The sequence below is a fragment of the Photorhabdus machadonis genome, from assembly GCF_052657765.1.
On sequence record NZ_CP199761.1, the window covers coordinates 3,130,909 to 3,147,588 of the forward strand.

15 protein-coding genes and 2 pseudogenes are annotated in these 16,680 nt (G+C 43.0%); 15 read left to right on the top strand and 2 right to left on the bottom strand.

The genetic code is table 11. From position 1 onward, the window contains the following. Window positions 1-22: 22 nt before the first annotated feature. From ACUN2T_RS14780 to ACUN2T_RS14835, 12 genes and pseudogenes are all read left to right on the top strand, one after another. Complete coding sequence (locus ACUN2T_RS14780) at window positions 23-172, top strand: hypothetical protein (protein WP_445493751.1); 150 nt, start codon at window positions 23-25, stop codon at window positions 170-172. A gap of 24 nt (window positions 173-196) precedes the next feature. After that, on the top strand, window positions 197-2,077 hold the full coding sequence (locus tag ACUN2T_RS14785) for a lipase family protein (RefSeq protein WP_445493752.1): 1,881 nt from the start codon (window positions 197-199) through the stop codon (window positions 2,075-2,077). A gap of 2 nt (window positions 2,078-2,079) precedes the next feature. After that, window positions 2,080-2,823, top strand: a complete 744-nt coding sequence (locus ACUN2T_RS14790; RefSeq protein WP_445493753.1) for a hypothetical protein — start codon at window positions 2,080-2,082, stop codon at window positions 2,821-2,823. Between the two features lie 40 nt (window positions 2,824-2,863). Further along, a pseudogene (locus ACUN2T_RS14795) lies at window positions 2,864-3,220 on the top strand (hypothetical protein); the annotation flags it as partial. A 107-nt stretch (window positions 3,221-3,327) separates the two neighbouring features. Continuing rightward, on the top strand, window positions 3,328-4,593 hold the full coding sequence (locus ACUN2T_RS14800) for an IS4 family transposase (protein WP_445497818.1): 1,266 nt from the start codon (window positions 3,328-3,330) through the stop codon (window positions 4,591-4,593). A 14-nt stretch (window positions 4,594-4,607) separates the two neighbouring features. Further along, a pseudogene (locus ACUN2T_RS14805) lies at window positions 4,608-4,994 on the top strand (hypothetical protein); the annotation flags it as partial. Window positions 4,995-6,036: 1,042 nt separating this feature from the next. Continuing rightward, complete coding sequence (locus ACUN2T_RS14810) at window positions 6,037-7,788, top strand: type VI secretion system baseplate subunit TssF (protein WP_445493754.1); 1,752 nt, start codon at window positions 6,037-6,039, stop codon at window positions 7,786-7,788. Window positions 7,789-7,812: 24 nt separating this feature from the next. Next, window positions 7,813-9,729 (top strand): lipase family protein, encoded by a 1,917-nt coding sequence (locus ACUN2T_RS14815; protein WP_445493755.1) that lies wholly within the window; start codon window positions 7,813-7,815, stop codon window positions 9,727-9,729. Then, window positions 9,726-10,484 carry a hypothetical protein gene (locus ACUN2T_RS14820; protein WP_445493756.1) on the top strand — a complete coding sequence of 253 codons (759 nt, stop codon included), beginning with the start codon at window positions 9,726-9,728 and terminating at the stop codon, window positions 10,482-10,484. Before ACUN2T_RS14815 ends, ACUN2T_RS14820 begins: the two co-directional genes overlap by 4 nt. 61 nt (window positions 10,485-10,545) lie before the next feature. Continuing rightward, window positions 10,546-12,525 carry a type VI secretion system Vgr family protein gene (locus ACUN2T_RS14825; RefSeq protein WP_445493757.1) on the top strand — a complete coding sequence of 660 codons (1,980 nt, stop codon included), beginning with the start codon at window positions 10,546-10,548 and terminating at the stop codon, window positions 12,523-12,525. Next, on the top strand, window positions 12,522-12,764 hold the full coding sequence (locus ACUN2T_RS14830) for a hypothetical protein (protein ID WP_445493758.1): 243 nt from the start codon (window positions 12,522-12,524) through the stop codon (window positions 12,762-12,764). The genes ACUN2T_RS14825 and ACUN2T_RS14830 overlap by 4 nt, the downstream gene beginning before the upstream one ends. A 100-nt stretch (window positions 12,765-12,864) precedes the next feature. After that, the gene (locus ACUN2T_RS14835; RefSeq protein WP_445493759.1) at window positions 12,865-13,086 is read left to right on the top strand and encodes a hypothetical protein; all 222 of its coding nucleotides are present in this window, start codon (window positions 12,865-12,867) and stop codon (window positions 13,084-13,086) included. A 99-nt stretch (window positions 13,087-13,185) separates the two neighbouring features. Here the strand turns inward: ACUN2T_RS14835 and ACUN2T_RS14840 are convergent, their stop codons facing one another. Together ACUN2T_RS14840 and ACUN2T_RS14845 are read right to left on the bottom strand one after the other, a co-directional pair. Beyond that, window positions 13,186-13,806 (bottom strand): tyrosine-type DNA invertase, encoded by a 621-nt coding sequence (locus ACUN2T_RS14840; RefSeq protein ID WP_445493760.1) that lies wholly within the window; start codon window positions 13,804-13,806, stop codon window positions 13,186-13,188. Further along, entirely contained in the window at window positions 13,806-14,000 is a 195-nt protein-coding gene (locus ACUN2T_RS14845; RefSeq protein ID WP_445493761.1) for a hypothetical protein, read from the bottom strand. The genes ACUN2T_RS14840 and ACUN2T_RS14845 overlap by 1 nt, the downstream gene beginning before the upstream one ends. A 1,072-nt stretch (window positions 14,001-15,072) precedes the next feature. On the opposite strand from ACUN2T_RS14845, the gene ACUN2T_RS14850 reads away from it, so the two are divergent. The 3 genes from ACUN2T_RS14850 (at window position 15,073) to ACUN2T_RS14860 (ending at window position 16,606) form a co-directional block, all read left to right on the top strand. Next, window positions 15,073-15,534, top strand: coding sequence for a PAS domain-containing protein (locus tag ACUN2T_RS14850; protein ID WP_445493762.1), 462 nt, complete (start codon window positions 15,073-15,075; stop codon window positions 15,532-15,534). 20 nt (window positions 15,535-15,554) lie between these two features. Then, a complete protein-coding gene (locus ACUN2T_RS14855) occupies window positions 15,555-16,226 on the top strand; it encodes a helix-turn-helix transcriptional regulator (RefSeq protein WP_445493763.1) in 672 nt (223 codons plus the stop codon). A 209-nt stretch (window positions 16,227-16,435) separates the two neighbouring features. Continuing rightward, window positions 16,436-16,606, top strand: a complete 171-nt coding sequence (locus tag ACUN2T_RS14860) for a deaminase (RefSeq protein WP_445493764.1) — start codon at window positions 16,436-16,438, stop codon at window positions 16,604-16,606. Window positions 16,607-16,680: the final 74 nt, after the last annotated feature.

The window sequence follows — 16,680 nt, forward strand, 5'->3', positions numbered from 1 at the left end:
TTGTTTTGCCAATCAGGGGGAGATGTATCAGTTCTGCCTGGTGGTGACACGCCTGATGACGATTTTCATTAGCATGGGCGCTTTTCTGATGATGAAAGTGATTGATGGTCAGGCAGGCAAAGTCTTGTGGGATTTTCAACGGCCGATGTTCGGGCTGCGTGCCTATATTTAATAATAAGCAGAGGAAACAACACTGATGAGTAGATTAGATCCGCGTGAAACTCTTGATTGCAGGCGTTTGAAACACTGGGTGGAATTTCAGTTGGTGGATGAACAGGGAAAACCGCTCATCAATGTGCCTTATGGCTTGGTAAGCTGGGGATTACCGGATCATGTGCGCAAGGGGACGACAGATGGTTTCGGGGTACTCAGGGAAGAAAACCTGTCAGCTCATCCCGTGATAGTGTCTATCCATGCCCAATCGTTGGCCGATGAGATGGAACAGCGCCCGTTGCGGGAAATACGCGGTGAAGCGGCGTCGATGGTGAAGCCCAAAGCAGAGGCGGAAGGCCATCAATATCACTATGTGACTATCGGGCAGATTAGTGATGGGTTGCCAATGATTGAGGATTGGAATGACCCTAAAAAAATTCCACCCCCCTATCATTTTCCAAACCCGGAGCCAAGTGGCTACACGGTTCATCCACTAAATCAACGGTATGTATTAGAAATATGCCCATTTCGGGCCTGGGTCTTGCAGCTACATCATCAAAAAGAGTATTCCCTTGTTAATGCGTATAACCAGTGTTTGATGAGTGTGTTGGCTTATGCCGGTGGGGATGTCAATGTAGTAGGCTCTGTGAAACATTTTTTTAACCGGCAGATGGTGGATGTTTCGACATTGCCCTATAAAGTTGAGGAATTATCGGCAACACCTGTGGTTTACGATGTGCCGTTTAGTGAACGTTATACTAAAGTGGAGTTCATTGATTCAGCAAATGTTGATGGTGTAGGAGGTAATACCCAGTTGTTTTATGTGGCCAGCCAATGTGATGTAGTTGTTAGCTGGAAGGGCACGGCCAGTATGACGGATGCCATGACAGACGCAACGTATCAGCCTTTGGGGTTAGCCTGTGATGATAAAGCCCTGTGCAGCGGATTTATCCATAGTGGCAAAGTGCATAAAGGCTTCTGGGAGGCATTCAATTTAGCTGAAAAGTTAACAGTCCCCGGAGATAAAATCAAAACAGTATTCGATGATATTCTGGATTTAGCCGCAAGCAGAAGGTTGTTTGTTTGCGGCCACAGTCTGGGAGGGGCACTGGCATTACTGCATAGTGCACAACTGAAAGAATTTGATCCTTGTCTTTACAGCTACGGGATGCCCAGAGTGCTAACATGCAGTGCAGTGAGGGAATTATCAGCCATCACCCATTACCGTCATGTTAATGAAGATGATCCGGTTCCTGCAGTGCCCCCGGAAAAAAATCTGGATAACTGGCTTTATCGTTGTTGGGGGCCACTAGGCTATCTATTCAGTCCGATTGAATTACTGGATTTTACCGACAGCGGTGAAGTTTATCTGCATCACGGAAAAATAGTGCACTTTTGTAAAATCAATCTGGTCATTGAATGGCTGGAAGAACGTAACCCCAGTAACCATGTACGGCTCAGAACCACCTTACCCACCAAAACAAAACTGTATTTAGTTCCATCATTAAACCGTGAAACAGAGAATAATCTGAAGGATGCCGGGGACATTCAGAAAAAATTTTTTCAGCAGATCAGTGAGGCTGATAAAGCCAAATGGTTTCCATTGAATGAAAACCCGACCTTAAAAGATGCGCTGGGTTTCCCTGATCACAGTTCACTGAAATATGCTCGTTATATTGGCGCACGGCTTGCCGAACTGGTTGCACCGGAGAAATACCATTTTTTCCGGGATCAGGAACAATTATTTGAAAAAACGCTAAATGAAAGGACCGATATTGTTCAAGGTATTCGGCAACGCGATGCATTATTTTTACAGATGGATCATCAGTTGCAGCAAGCATTGATTTGCACTCAACAGGATAAACAAGGTCCGTTGGCCTTATTACGCTATACGGATAACGCGATAGAAATTGAGGAAAACTGACCATGATAAATATAAAAAAATACTTACTGATATTGTCGGTAATATTAATATCAGGCTGCTCTAACCCGTATACGCCACTTTCACCGCCGAAAGATAATCAGTGGATCATGGTAGAAGGCGTCGCACCGAAGTACATGAAACCATATGTTTCCGCTGTATATATATCAAGAAAATGCCTTAAATCTCAGTGGCATGCTGATATGTCACTTTATGAAGTGCCGACCTATCACGGATTACGTCTGGATGTGAAGGCCGATCCGCAAACGGGTCACTTTCAGGCGAAATTACCTTTCAATGGCGGAGGCTGGTGTAAATGGAAAATTGACCGGGCCTTTGTGACGGTAGGTTATACGGATGTTAGTCATCTGGCCAAAGACGCCACTATGTATAAAGGAGGAGAAGGAACAGGTTTAACTGCCTTTATCAACGATGCAGTCCAGACAAATCTTAGTGAAACCGCAGCATTAAATATCATAGATTACAGTCCGGTTATTTACCCTGTTTTGAAGATGGTTGAGAAGCGCCCGAAAAGAATATTCCCACGAGGTGAATTAGGTATGCGCCCCTTTCGATTAACGTTGGTTCCAGGAGCAGAATGGAAAATCACCTTTAAGCCTAAATTGGATGAAACCAAAATGCCGAAAATCATTATTCCCGGTCGTAACAAAGGACCCAATCGAGTTGAATATCCTGATGGCAGAGTTGATTTAAACAGAGATTCCATTGATTACTGGAAAATAAAGTAATTTCACCTTCTTAGGGTTTGGGAATGAAGGAAAACCTACCATGATAAATATCAAGCAATGCTTATTAGTGTTGTTAATCACATTAATATCAGGCTGTGCTGACCCAAATGAGCCACTTTCTCCCCCGAAAGAGAATCAGTGGATCTCGGTAGAAGGAGTCGCGCCGAAATACACAAAACCGCATGTGTCTGCTGTGTATATATCAAAAAATTGCCTAAGATATCAATGGCATGCTGATATGTCCCTTTATAAGGTGCCGACCTATCACGGATTACGTCTGGATGTGAAGGCCGATCCGCAAACGGGTCACTTTCAGGCGAAATTACCTTTCAATGGCGGAGGCTGGTGTAAATGGAAAATTGACCGGGCCTTTGTATCGGTGAGTTATACCGATGTTCATATACAGGCTCTTAAGCAGTAACTGTATATTTTAGATAGAAAAAAGGCTTCATTTATGATCTGATAATCGTCGCCAAACTAATACCAAAACCACGGATGAAGCCTGTGACGATTATCGCTATAAAACACCAATTAATGCAATTCTTCAGTGACGTTTCTTTGCAAAAAATGGCGCTTCGCTGCGGGTTTATTCAGCGCGTGAGAAATATCGAGCCTCATACGCTTATTCTCAGTCTTATCACAGCGCTCAGTTCGGGGAAAGTGACGTCTATAGCTCAGCTACACCAAAAATTTAATGGCCTGTGCCCCGATGAAAAACAACACGTTAGCTACCGTCCTTTTTATAATCAGCTACGGAAAGCGGCTTTTGTTGAATTTGTCAAAATATTGGTCAGGTTTGCCATGGCACAATGGGCTGAAAAGCACCTCGTCCTGCCCAAAAAACTCGCCAAATTTCAAAATGTTATTTTACAGGATGGCAGTTCATTTAAAGTCCATTCGGCACTGGCTGATGTTTTTCCTTGTCGATTTCAGGCAACCGCAGCGGCAGTGGAATGTCACATGACCTTGTCATTATTAACCCAGTCTCCCGTGAAAATGGCTGTTACTGCAGATACCGCCTCTGAGCGGACTCACCTGCCTATTCCGGCAACATTGCATGACCAATTATTATTAGCGGATGCCGGTTATGTCGATTTTGAGTATTTTGAACAACTCTCACGCTCAGGCGGTTCGTTTATTGTGCGGGGCGGTAAATCGCTTAATCCCCAAATAATCAGGGCACGCAATGGTCAGGGAAAAATCTTATCGAAGCTGTCCGATAAGCCCCTGAAATCCGTGACACGCAGAACGAATCGTTCTGAGGTGTTGGAGCTGATTTGTCGGCGTAATGGCTATGAGTTTCGCCTGATCCGCCGTTGGTTTGCTGAAGAAAAACGTTTCTGTCTCTGGCTGACTAACTTATCAGTCGAGGAATTTACAGCCAATGACATCATGGATATTTATCGTTGCCGCTGGCAAATAGAACTGTTGTTTAAAGAACTCAAATCACACACGAACTGGCACCGGTTTACGACACGAAAAGAAACGTTGGTCACGGGGCTTATCTGGCTGAGCTTATTAGCGTTGTTGCTCAGACGCTCGCTGGCAAGGCGATTATTCCCAGCGGTTTCACTGCTTAAAGCGGCCCAAAATACGGAGATCTGGTTAAAACCCATAATAGAAAATCTCCTCCAAAGGGCATGGTCGGAAACGTGTTTTTGGCTGGAAAAAGCCAAAGCCTATTTATCCCAGAATGCATTCAAAACACCGCAAAGAAAGTCGTCTAAAAACAAAACATTGGATGCGTGTTTTGAACGACTTAATTCTTAAGATCCTGTATATGTACCGATGTTAGTCATCTGATGAAAGATGTTGTTATATATGAAGGAGGTGGAGGAACAGGTCTAACCGCCTTTATCAACGATGCAATTCAAACAAATCTTAGCGAAACGGCAGCATCGAATACCATTAATTACAGTCCTATTATTTACCCTGTTTTGAAGAGGGTTGAGAAACGTCCGAACAGAATATTCTTACAGGGTGAATTGAGAATGCGCCCCTTTCGATTAACGTTGGTTCCAGGAGAGGAATGGAAAATTACCTTTAAACCTAAGTTAGATGAAACCAAAATGCCGAAAATCACCGTGACTAAAGAAAAGGAGTGGGTTGAATATCCAAATGGACACATTGAAACCAATACCCAAGAAGTCGGTTACCGATATATAAAGTAATCTCATCAGGAAAACTGACCATGATAAATATGAAATGCAATAGTAAGGAACTCTCAGTATGAAAATAGTAAAAGTCATGCTGTCATTATTATTGCTGTCCTCTATTTACTGGTCGATGGGCGATACCTTTTTTAACTGGCTTCTCCCCTTTTCATCTGCTGGAAAGGGTTGGTGTAAATGGAAAAAATCCATATGAACAATGGATGACATATTCTCCGAATCAACGGAGATGAACCATAAATGAAGTGATAATTTGATTGACTTCAAATACTGTTCCTCGTGTCCACGGGGATGAGAATTCATTGGCATTTATTTTGGCTTCTCCCTTCATCCATGACCTTACCCCCGGTATTTAATGAAGAATGAGTTATTAGTGAAACACGTAAACAGATAGCGTTATTAGTTATAATAACAAATTGGGGTAAATATACTTTTTTATTAAAAATCAATGTATTATTCTGTCGCAATGATAATTAGACGGGATTTAAATTACAGCCTCATCGTAGATTCTTTTTCTGAAAAAGTAATATGTTACTATCTGTCTTATAGTTTATTAGATTGAAGATAATCGAGTGTATACTGAATCCGTCGTATTTTCTTACAGTTTGTTACCATTTCTTACAAATTTATAGTTTTGTAAATTTATGAAAAACACTTGCTATCTGATGAAAGTTCAATAATTATTACTTTAAGTTCCATCATATGAACAATATGAAAGGAATTTTAACCTCTGTTCCCTTTATTCAAAGGGATTAATCGATTGGAATACATTGCTGTCTTCCTGTTGTTCAATTTGTTATTACTCACTGCATTGAGCTGTGCTTTCTGTCTGTGGTAATAGGATTTTTACTACCTTATTTTTAGGGTGGTGAGGTCAATTATTTCAATTCCTGACGGGGATCAAACCATTGCGGAAGACACTTCGGCTGCAATTGGGACCCATAAACAGAGGCCGCGCTGGAGGGCATGAAAACCTCGCGTGGCGCCACGTTGATCGCGTCACAGTCACTTTTTCAGGTAAAAATCTCATAGGACAGATGTAATGAATAAAAGAGAATCACTGCTCCTGCAAGAGCTCAACTATATGCGACAATTGGCGCAGGAAGCCGCAAAGGAAAACCCTCACCTAGCCCATCTTTTATCTGAAGGGGCGAGAGATCCGGACATTGAGCGGTTGATACTGGGCTACGCACTGCTCTCTTCCCGTCTTCGCCACAAAATTGAGGATGATTTTCCTGAAATCACGCTGGAAATACTGGATCGTATCTGGCCGCAAGCAATACGCCCGTTACCGCCAACCAGTATCGTTCAATTTTCACCAACGGGAAAAGACCACCTGGTCGGGACGACATTGCCCGCCGGTACAACGGTTTTTGCCGGCGAAGGCGAACAGGAAATACGTTTTGAAACCTGTTGTCCTCTGCGTATCGAACCGCTGACGGTTATTGATCGGCAATTGAGCGCTACCGCCGAGTACAGTGAAATAACGTTAACCCTGCGCTGTTCGGATAATGCCCTGGAATGGCGAAGCCAGCCGCTGCATTTTTTTCTCGGCAGTGATCGTTTACAGGCGGCGAAATTAGCTTTGTGGCTTGATGTTCATCTCTGTGATATCCAGTTACGGACGCAGGATAAAACTATCACGCTTGATGGCGGTTACCCGGTGCCGGCCTTGTGGGGGACAGAGCGGCGGGTTGACATTCTTCCGGCCAAGAAAACCCTGCCGTTTTCCATTCTGCAACTGATGATGGAATATTACTATATGCCTCATGTGCATGATTTTGTGACGATTAATATCAAGAATGAACGTCCGTTGGTGAGGTTGAATGATGACCGGACATTCGCGCTGATTTTGCGGTTTAAAGGCAATCTGGAACTGACTGATATTGCCCAAACCTTTTTGTTGGATTGCGTGCCGGTCAGACAACTGGAGCAGATGACTAGCGCCGCCATCCCGATAAACAACGGCATCAGCCGTTATGAAATCCCATTAAAACCGACACAACATCTGTTCAGTCTCGATAACGTTTACGCATCGACTGAGCCGAAGCTGGAACGCGGGCAACCCTACCGCTATCTGCCCATTAAAAAAATTACCCTGTCCGCCCATTTTATGCCGGATGCCGAGTATCTTTATTTTTATCAGTTGAATACGGAAGGCGATATTTTGCAGCAAATCCGACAACAGCTGCGTTTCTTTGACTGCCATGGTAAAACAGCGAATAACCTGCCGTCGCAGTCCATTTTTTGTCAGTTTACCGGCTATCAGTCACAGGCAGCTGAACTGGGCATCGGCGATATCAATCTGGTAGGAGAAGACGCCTCCGGGCTGACAGTCAGTAATATCACCCCGGTTTCCGCCTGTTATCCACCAATGGAGGAGGAAGACAGATCAGCCTGGCCGTTGTTTTCCTGCTTCTCCGGCTCGCCCTGGATAATGTTTCAAACGCAGTCGTTAAAAGCGCTTCTGAAGATATTTGATTTTTCTCCTGATCGGTCATTAAGCCGGCGCATTCAGGAACATATTAACGGTATCGTCCGGCTGGATAACATTCCGATAGATCGCCTCGACAAAGGGGTTCCTATACGGGGTCACCAGCTTATCCTGACGCTGAACCCGGCTTGTTTTGCCAATCAGGGGGAGATGTATCAGTTCTGCCTGGTGGTGACACGCCTGATGACGGTTTTCATTAGTATGGGCGCTTTTTTGATAATGAAAGTGATTGATGGTCAGGCAGGCAAAGTCTTGTGGGATTTTCAACGGCCGATGTTCGGGCTGCGTGCCTATATTTAATAATAAGCAGAGGAAACAACACTGATGAGTAGATTAGATCTGCGTGAAACTCTTGATTGCAGGCGTTTGAAACACTGGGTGGAATTTCAGTTGGTGGATGAACAGGGAAAACCGCTCATCAATGTGCCTTATGGCTTGGTAAGCTGGGGATTACCGGATCATGTGCGCAAGGGGACGACAGATGGTTTCGGGGTACTCAGGGAAGAAAACCTGTCAGCTCATCCCGTGATAGTGTCTATCCATGCCCAATCGTTGGCCGATGAGATGGAACAGCGCCCGTTGCGGGAAATACGCGGTGAAGCGGCATCAGTGGTGAAGCCCAAAGCAGAGGCGGAAGGCTACCAATATCACTATGTGACTATCGGGCAGATTAGTGATGGGTTACCGGTGATTGAGGATTGGAATGACCCTAAAAAAATTCCACCGCCCTATCATTTCCCAGACCCAGAGCCAAGTGGCTACACGGTTCATCCATTAAACCAACGGTATGTCTTGGAAATCTGTCCGTTTCGGGCCTGGGTTTTGCAGCTACATCATCAAAAGGAGTATTCCCTTGTTAATGCGTATAACCAGTGTTTGATGAGTGTGTTGGCTTATGCCGGTGGGGATGTTGATACTGAAGGCTCTGTGACTCACTTTTTTAATCGGCAGATGGTGGATGTTTCAACGTTACCCTATAAAGTTGAGGAATTATCGGCAACACCTGTGGTTTACGATGTGCCGTTCAGTGAACGTTATTCCCGGGTAGAGTTTATTGATTCAAAAACGGCAGATAAACAGGGTGATACCCGATTGTTTTACATAGCTAGCAACAGTGATGTTCTTGTCAGCTGGCGGGGTACCATTAGTCTGGAGAATTACCTGACCGATATCACCTTTCAGCCGTTAAGTTTGAGCTGCGACGATGAGAAAGCCCTGTGCAGCGGGTTTATTCACAGCGGTAAAGTGCACAAAGGGTTTTGGGAGGCTTTCAGTTTGGTTGGGAAGCTAAAAGTCCCCGGTGATAAAAATATAATAGTATTCAGTGATATTCTGGATTCCGCTAAAGGAAAAAAGCTATTTATCTGTGGTCACAGCTTGGGAGGGGCACTGGCATTACTGCACAGTGCACAATTGAAAAAACACAATCCCTGTCTTTATAGCTACGGGATGCCACGAACACTAACCCGCAGCGCGGTACAGGAATTATCTTCCATTATCCATTATCGTCATGTGAATGAAGATGACCCGGTTCCTTCTGTGCCATTTGAGAAAGATATGGATAATGGATTTTTTAATTACTGGACACCGGCGGGGTATGACTGGGAAATTGTGAAACTCGTGTCACCGTCACCCATTGTTAAAGCCATTAAACAAGCGACAGCCAGTAAAGAAATTTATCTGCATCATGGCAAAGTGGTTCATTTTTTAAAAGCCAGTGCCTGCCCGGAATGGCTGATTGTTGCCAGTAATGCATCATTGATAACCAGATTAAGTGCAGAGGACATATTAAGTAATACGACAAAACTGTATTTAATTCCTGAGCTGGATAAAGAAACAGAACACTCTTTCGAGCAGGCAGGTGAACAGCAAAACGCCCTGTTTAACCAGCTCACCCCGCAAGAAAAGGATAAACTGTTTGCTGAAAATAAAAATCCTGAGTTAAAAGACAAATTAAGTATTCTTAATCACTTCTCATCTGAATATGCCGGTTATATTAATGCACGTCTTAAAGAGCTATGCGAACCGGATAAAATGACAGTTTATCAGGACAGTCAGCGTCAATTTAAGGAGAAAATGGATGCTTATAAGAGACTGATCCCAGAGGCTATTTACTACCGTAATCTCTGTTTTCTGGAAATGGACAAACAGTTAATAACATCATTGGCCGTTAGTCAGCAAACAGAGAAGGGAAAACTGGCTTTACAGCATTATTGCGATAGTAAGGAACTCCCAGTATGAAAATATTAAAGGTCTCGTTATTATTGTTATTGCTGTCTTTTATTTACTGGTCGATGGGCGATGCCTTTTTTAACTGGCTTTTTCCCTTTTCATCTGCTGAAAAGGAGCCGTGGATAACCGTGGAAGGTGTTGTGCCGAAATATACCGAGCCGTATGTGTCAGCAGAATATATCTCAAAAGATTGCCTTGAATATCAGTTGCATGCCGATATGTCGCCTTATCAGGTACCGACCTATAATGTATTGCACCTGGATGTAAAAGCCGATCCACAAACCGGTTATTTTCAGGCGAAATTACCTTTCAATGGTGGAGGGTGGTGCAAATGGAAAATCAATCTGGCATTTGTGTCCGTGGATTATACCGATGTTAGCCACCTGGTGAAAGATGCTATACCCTATGGAGGAACGGGTCTAACCGCCTTTATCAACGATGCAGCGCGAACATATTATCCTGAAGCCTCTGAGACTCGTGCATTGAATACGATAGACTTTAGCCCGGTTATTTACCCTGTGTTGAAACTAGTTGAAGGGCGGCCAAAAAGAATTTCCTTACAGGGAATGGTACATTTGTTTCCTTTTCGGCTGAAATTAACTCCAGGAGCAGAATGGAAAATTACCTTTAAGCCTAAATTGGATGAAACCAAAATGCCGAAAATCATTATTCCCGGTCGTAACAAAGGACCCAATCGAGTTGAATATCCTGATGGCAGAGTTGATTTAAACAGAGATTCCATTGATTACTGGAAAATAAAATAACATCACCAAAGCCATATTACTGATCTACCTAAACAACTAACACCAGAAATAAGGAGTCCCTATGAACGATGGATTACATTTTCTCTGTCAGGTTACCGATTTGCCGGAAAAAACTTTTGCGGTAGCGGAGTTCTCTTTACAGGAGGAATTATCTGAACTGTTTACCCTCTCTTTAACTCTGGTCAGTAAACGGGCCGATATTGATCTGGAGTCGCTGCTATTACAATCGGTAAAATTCCAGGTGGTTTTCAACGACGTTGAACAACGTCAGGTCAGCGGCATTATCGCACAGGCTGTATTGGGTGATACCCATACTCACCGCACGATTTATTATCTCACCGTCCGGCCTGCGCTCTGGCGGATGAACCTGAATCAGGACAGCCGGATTTATCATCGGCAAAGCGTACCGGAAATTCTTAAAAGCTTGCTGAAAAAACACCATATTCTGGCCGATTCCCAGTTGGATGAGTTTCATTACACGCGCGAGTATGTGACGCAAAAGCGTGAGTCCGATTATGACTTTTTTGCCCGGTTAGTCGCCGAGGAAGGGCTGAATTTCTGGTTTGAAGACGACAAACTGTTTTTCAGTGACAGCCATTTAGGCATGACGGCCAATTTACCGCTGGTTTACAATCCGCAGGTACAAGTCGCCACTGAAATGAATGTGGTTAATCAGGTGCGTCTGGGTGTCTCCATGACCCCGCAACGGGTGATCTATAAGGACCGAAATCCGCAAAACCCCTCTTATTTCCTGACACACCGGGCCAATGTCGATCCGCGTGTTGAGGGGCAAGAAACCCTGTTTTCAATCTTTGAAAGCTACGGCCGTTTTCAGAAAGACGCGGAGGCGAAACCGTTTGTCCAGCGCCGTCAGCAGGCCGTTCAGAATAAACGTCAGGCGGGCAGTGGGCAAAGCAACTGTTTTAAGCTGATGCCCGGTAAAATCTTTGACCTCAACGAGCATCCGATTGATGCCATGAACACCCGCTGGCAAATCGTGACCATTCATCATTACGGCAAATGTCCGCAGGCCCTGCAAGAAACCAGTGGCGGATCAGGAACTTATCTGCATAACGAATTCAGTTTTATTTCCGGCTATAAGGACTGGCGAGCGCTCTATCGTTATAAGCCATTGGCGGATGGTGATGAAGTCGCTACTGTGGTGGGCCCGAAAGGGGAAGAGATTTATGTCAACAAAGACGGTTGTATTCGCGTCCATTTTCACTGGGATCGCTATGATAAGGCCGATGAAAACGCGTCTTGTTGGGTACGGTTTGCGCAAGGCTGGAATGGCAGCGGTTACGGTTTTATGGCGGTTCCCCGTATCGGTCAGGAGGTGATTGTCTCCTATCTGAACGGCGATATTGATCGGCCGATTGTCACCGGCTGCACTTACAACGGCTTAAATCGGCCACCACTGGATTTACCCGCCGAAAAAACCCGCACCACGTTTAAAACCCGGACCCACAAAGGTGACGGTTTTAATGAATTGCGGTTTGAAGATGCCAAAGATCAGGAAGAGATTTACCTGCACGGGCAGAAAGATCTGACCGCCCATATTCAGCATGATGCTTACTGGCATATTAAACACGACCATAAACAGCGGATCGATAATAACCGGTACAGTGAAATCAGTGCCGATGACCACCGGAAAATCGCCGGCTCCGGTAAATACAGTACCGATGGGGATGTATCGCACCGTATCACCGTCAGTCAGTATTTACAGACCGGGGAGGCACTGGTCACTGAAAGCGGTCAGGAAACGCACCTGAAAAGTGGCGGTAAAATCGTGCTGGAAGCGGCGTCAGAAATCACCTTGAAAATCGGCGGCCATTTTATCCGGTTAACTCCCGGCGGTATTCTGACTTCCCCAAATTTATTAGTCGGACAAGGCGTTGCCGGTACCGGACGTGGCTTGTCCCTGCAACTGCCAGAAGGGGTAGAACCGCTGCCAGAGGTGAAATCTCCAGTCAAACCGATTTGTGCCTTACAAGCCCAGAGGGATGTTAATTTAACTATCAATAATCAGGAGGATGAATGAATACTTCCATAAACTGGCAACAATGGCTGAGCACGCCTGATAAGCCGCCTGTTTTCTTTATGCTCAATTCACTAGCAGAACCTAACCCCGTCGGTCACTTTTACAAAAATAACTGGGTAGAACAGGCTTTTCCACTATACAGCGGTACACCAATGGATCACCTGCTGGCGCAAAGCCCCTGGCTGGTTCGACCCAGGTCCGGTTATCTGTCAGTCATCGGTCATCTACTCCCGTCCTGAAAATTGTGGTCACAGTGGCAGTGAACAGCCCTTCGTTCTGGGTAGTCATTTACTGCATGCCTGGCATCATTCCGATTACGCCCTGCAAGGGATGGCATCTGTGATTGGTGATAATTTATGGGAAAACCACGGTAAGCTGGCAATAAAGCTGGATAAGCCACAAGGGCAATTACAGGAACAGATTATTCATTGGCTGAAAACACATTTAGAAAACGGCGATGACATCAGTAACCTGACCTGTGCGGATTATTTGCAGACGTTCAATGAGCAATATCCGACCACTGATTACCAATATATAAAGTCATCTCATCAGGAAAACTGACCATGATAAACATGAAAAAATATTCGCCAGTATTGTCGGTAATATTAATTAACCTTGTTTTTATGTATGCGCCTTAACAGGCGCATACATCAGAGCCACTTATTCAACTGAACAGGCAGAAGCCCTTGGGACATAATCGAAATGTAATTCCCGATGCCGGTTTCTTTTTATACTCCAAACGCCGTGAAAGCGCTCTGCATTACTGGCGGTATACCGCACTGTGTGGCGAATATTACTGTGTCCAAGATAATCTTGTATCAGCCGGGTATCCACCCCCCTGTCTGCAAGAGCAAAACCGCAGGCATGCCGCAACATATGCGGGTGCGAACCTATAGAAATATTAGCCCGTTGCCCTAACTGGCTAATGATTTGATAAATACGCTGGCGGGTCAACGGGTTCCCGTAACGTGACAAAAATAACCAATCGCTATCTGCACCCTGAAAAGTTTTACGTACTTTAAGCCACGCCTTGATCGCCCGAATTTCATAGCCTAAGAGAGGATGATTTGTACAAAATCCACTTTTCAAACGACGGATGTACAAACTTCCATCTTCCAAATCCAGATCGGATAACCGTAGATACCTAGCTTCACTAACACGTAAGCCATGAACAAAACTCATATATACCAGACAATAGTCGCGCTCCGGATTAGAGCTCTCTTTTGCCACTTCCAGCATACTTTCCACTTCGTGTTGCGTCAGATGTTTTCGTTGACCCATTATGGTCTATCCCAAATATTCTTTGCCTTAACGCATTGAACACACTGCGTTATCTGTAACTGATTAAGACCCGGAACCAACCCTAAATCCCCCATAGTAACTAAATCTGCACCAGGATGGCGGCAGATGACTGAACGAAATTGCTTTTGCTGTGCCTGATCCATGTTCAAGCGGTGTAATAGATAGGTTTTCAATGTCTGCTCTCCGTAACCCTCCCCCTATTCTTATCATCACACAATAAAAAGAAAAATAGTGATTCAATTAACCGTCCCTCATCAAATGAGTCATTCTGGCTTAAAATATCAACAAAAATCACTGTGATAGGCTCAACAACCATTTTAACAAAAGGACCTGTCAGCCAGATTGATTTTTAATTCAAATCACAAGGAAGGATGTTGATGTGGTAATACTTGTCAGCTGTCGATAACGTTCCATCTCTCTATTTTTCTACCGGAGAAATCCTGCGGGCAACAAAATGACTGGCTGGTCACACTAACACATGTTTCTTTGTACAAAACGATGCAGTACACCGCCCAGATACGAAGTTCGATTTTTCAAATCGTCGTCCAATTTTACCCATGTCACCATAATAATGCCCTTCACTGCTAAGTGGGAGCTTTCAACACCCAGACATTATGACTCATTATTACCCTTTTCAGCTAATTATTTGCGCAAAAATATGATCTGCGAGTATACTCACACGGTTAAGATGACATGTTATTTTTCCACTTATTTATTATTTAAAACAATAAGATAGATGTCATTTTATCTTCCCGTTCTGCTATATTTAATCTGTCTCAAATAATATCCATGACAAGGAATAGGTTAATGAAAAGAATTATTAATGGGTTGCAGAACCCCGTTAAATCTTCATACGGCCCAGTGTTGATTTCAGCAAACCAAACAATTGATCTTCCGATCCGCCATCTCAGTAATTGCGCAACCTGACATTCGTTTTTTCCTTAAAACCACACTCGATAAACAAGAAAAATAGGAATACAGACAAAGGATGCTAAGTTTTAGATTAAAAATACATAAAAATATTTAAATAATTTCAATAGAAAACAATATCAATGTCTATATTAACCATATAGAGATATTTATACATTAAATAATAAATTATTTAATTAACACATACAGGTAAAAATAAAAAATATTATTTTTTGACGAACTAACTGTTGCAATATGTTATATAATCAGGTTATTTTAAGTAGAATCAATAAAAACTCTTCAGATAATTACTTAAATGATAATTAAGGAGTTGCTATGTCAAATATAAGAAACAAGCCAAATAATATCACTCCGCAATTAATTTATATGTGGGATAGGAGTAATGAGCCTTGGGGGGCTAAAGATTGCCAGTCAAAATTTATCTATGCCAATCCTGCCTTTTACCAACGACTCACCTTGCCTGAAAATTTTGATATTACCGGGCTTGCAACAGATGAATTATCCTCGCCTATTGCAGAATATGAAGAAGAATATTACCGTCAAGATCAAAAAGTTATTCAAACTATGCAAAGAGTGACTTCAATGGAGACTCATCTATTTGGCGAAAATAAAACTAAGCAAACCTATATTTGTGACAAATATCCGCTTTGCGATGATCATGGTCGTTGTATCGGTATCACTTTTCATATGTACAAAACGCAAAATTTTCCTATTTCTTATTCTTGTGAAAAAACCTCTCCGGTAGCACTGGAATTCACACCACCTAATGATTTTTAGAATATTATATAAAAATAAATATGACTAGAAAAAATTCGACTATTTCGTCACAAATAATAAACACCTTGGAAACCAGCAACGAACCGTGGGGAATAAAAGATAAATTTTCCTGTTTTCTCTATGGTAATGATGCATTAATTAAACTTCAAAATATAGATACTACTTATGATTATGAAGGTAAATATGATAGTGACATTCCCTGGAAAGGCAGTGAATTTTCTGAATATTTTATCAAACATGACTCGAAAGTAATAACAAATGAAGAGAGTGTTTTATCATTAGAAACACATGTATTTGGACGAGATAAAATTTCATCATCTTATTTACAAGAAAAATTTCCATTCTATGATGATGAAAATAAATGTATCGGTATCCTTTTCCATGCCTGGAAAACTCAGGATAACTCACTCACTCGGCTATTCCATAGCAAACTACCCGCTTCTATTATGTTTCAATCACCGACTTGCCTCCTTACTGAGCGAGAATGGGAGGTAGTCTTCCTTTTTCTGCAAAAATACAGCAAGAAGAAAATCAGCCAATTACTTAATATTGCTGATAAAACCATAGATGAATACATAAGAAAGATTTATAATAAATTTAAAGTTAGTTCAGATTCACAACTGGAGGAATATTGCCGGCTAAATAGTTTTGATCTCTATGCACCAAAAAGGTTTTTATTGTCTTACTTATAAATGTCGTCTATTTATTCAAATTTTTATAAGGTAATAATGTTATAAAGGTCAAATATGAGTCAATCAGGATGTAAAAAAGTCCCTTTTATTACTCCTCAGTTAAATAACCTTTCATAATAGTGCTACAGTTTGTCCGCTTGATTGACATTTGAATAATTGAAGCTTGATACTCGGTAGACGTAACAAACATCGTTTAGAATGTCCTCACCATGCTTTTCGCTGAAAGCCCGAACCTGGTAGCACAGACCCGAGATCCGACCGCACACGCGGAAATCCTGGCCGTACGGGAAGCGTGCAAGAAGCTCGGGACCGAGCACCTGACCGACTGCGATATTTACATTCTCACCTGCCCCTGCCCTATGTGCCTAGGCTCGCTCTGAGTCTGTGAAAACAGATTCTCTCTTTCTTTGTCCGTTGCTATTTTTAAACAAAACTCAGGCTATTAAATAACTTT

What these genes read in the sequence shown, in the direction of transcription:
- ACUN2T_RS14790 (WP_445493753.1), top strand. Translation starts at nt 2,080, where the DNA reads ATGATAAATATAAAAAAATACTTACTGATATTGTCGGTAATATTAATA.
- ACUN2T_RS14830 (WP_445493758.1), top strand. Translation starts at nt 12,522, where the DNA reads ATGAATACTTCCATAAACTGGCAACAATGGCTGAGCACGCCTGATAAG.
- ACUN2T_RS14780 (WP_445493751.1), top strand. Translation starts at nt 23, where the DNA reads ATGTATCAGTTCTGCCTGGTGGTGACACGCCTGATGACGATTTTCATT.
- ACUN2T_RS14820 (WP_445493756.1), top strand. Translation starts at nt 9,726, where the DNA reads ATGAAAATATTAAAGGTCTCGTTATTATTGTTATTGCTGTCTTTTATT.
- ACUN2T_RS14785 (WP_445493752.1), top strand. Translation starts at nt 197, where the DNA reads ATGAGTAGATTAGATCCGCGTGAAACTCTTGATTGCAGGCGTTTGAAA.
- ACUN2T_RS14855 (WP_445493763.1), top strand. Translation starts at nt 15,555, where the DNA reads ATGACTAGAAAAAATTCGACTATTTCGTCACAAATAATAAACACCTTG.
- ACUN2T_RS14850 (WP_445493762.1), top strand. Translation starts at nt 15,073, where the DNA reads ATGTCAAATATAAGAAACAAGCCAAATAATATCACTCCGCAATTAATT.
- ACUN2T_RS14840 (WP_445493760.1), bottom strand. Translation starts at nt 13,806, where the DNA reads ATGGGTCAACGAAAACATCTGACGCAACACGAAGTGGAAAGTATGCTG.
- ACUN2T_RS14810 (WP_445493754.1), top strand. Translation starts at nt 6,037, where the DNA reads ATGAATAAAAGAGAATCACTGCTCCTGCAAGAGCTCAACTATATGCGA.
- ACUN2T_RS14815 (WP_445493755.1), top strand. Translation starts at nt 7,813, where the DNA reads ATGAGTAGATTAGATCTGCGTGAAACTCTTGATTGCAGGCGTTTGAAA.
- ACUN2T_RS14860 (WP_445493764.1), top strand. Translation starts at nt 16,436, where the DNA reads ATGCTTTTCGCTGAAAGCCCGAACCTGGTAGCACAGACCCGAGATCCG.
- ACUN2T_RS14825 (WP_445493757.1), top strand. Translation starts at nt 10,546, where the DNA reads ATGAACGATGGATTACATTTTCTCTGTCAGGTTACCGATTTGCCGGAA.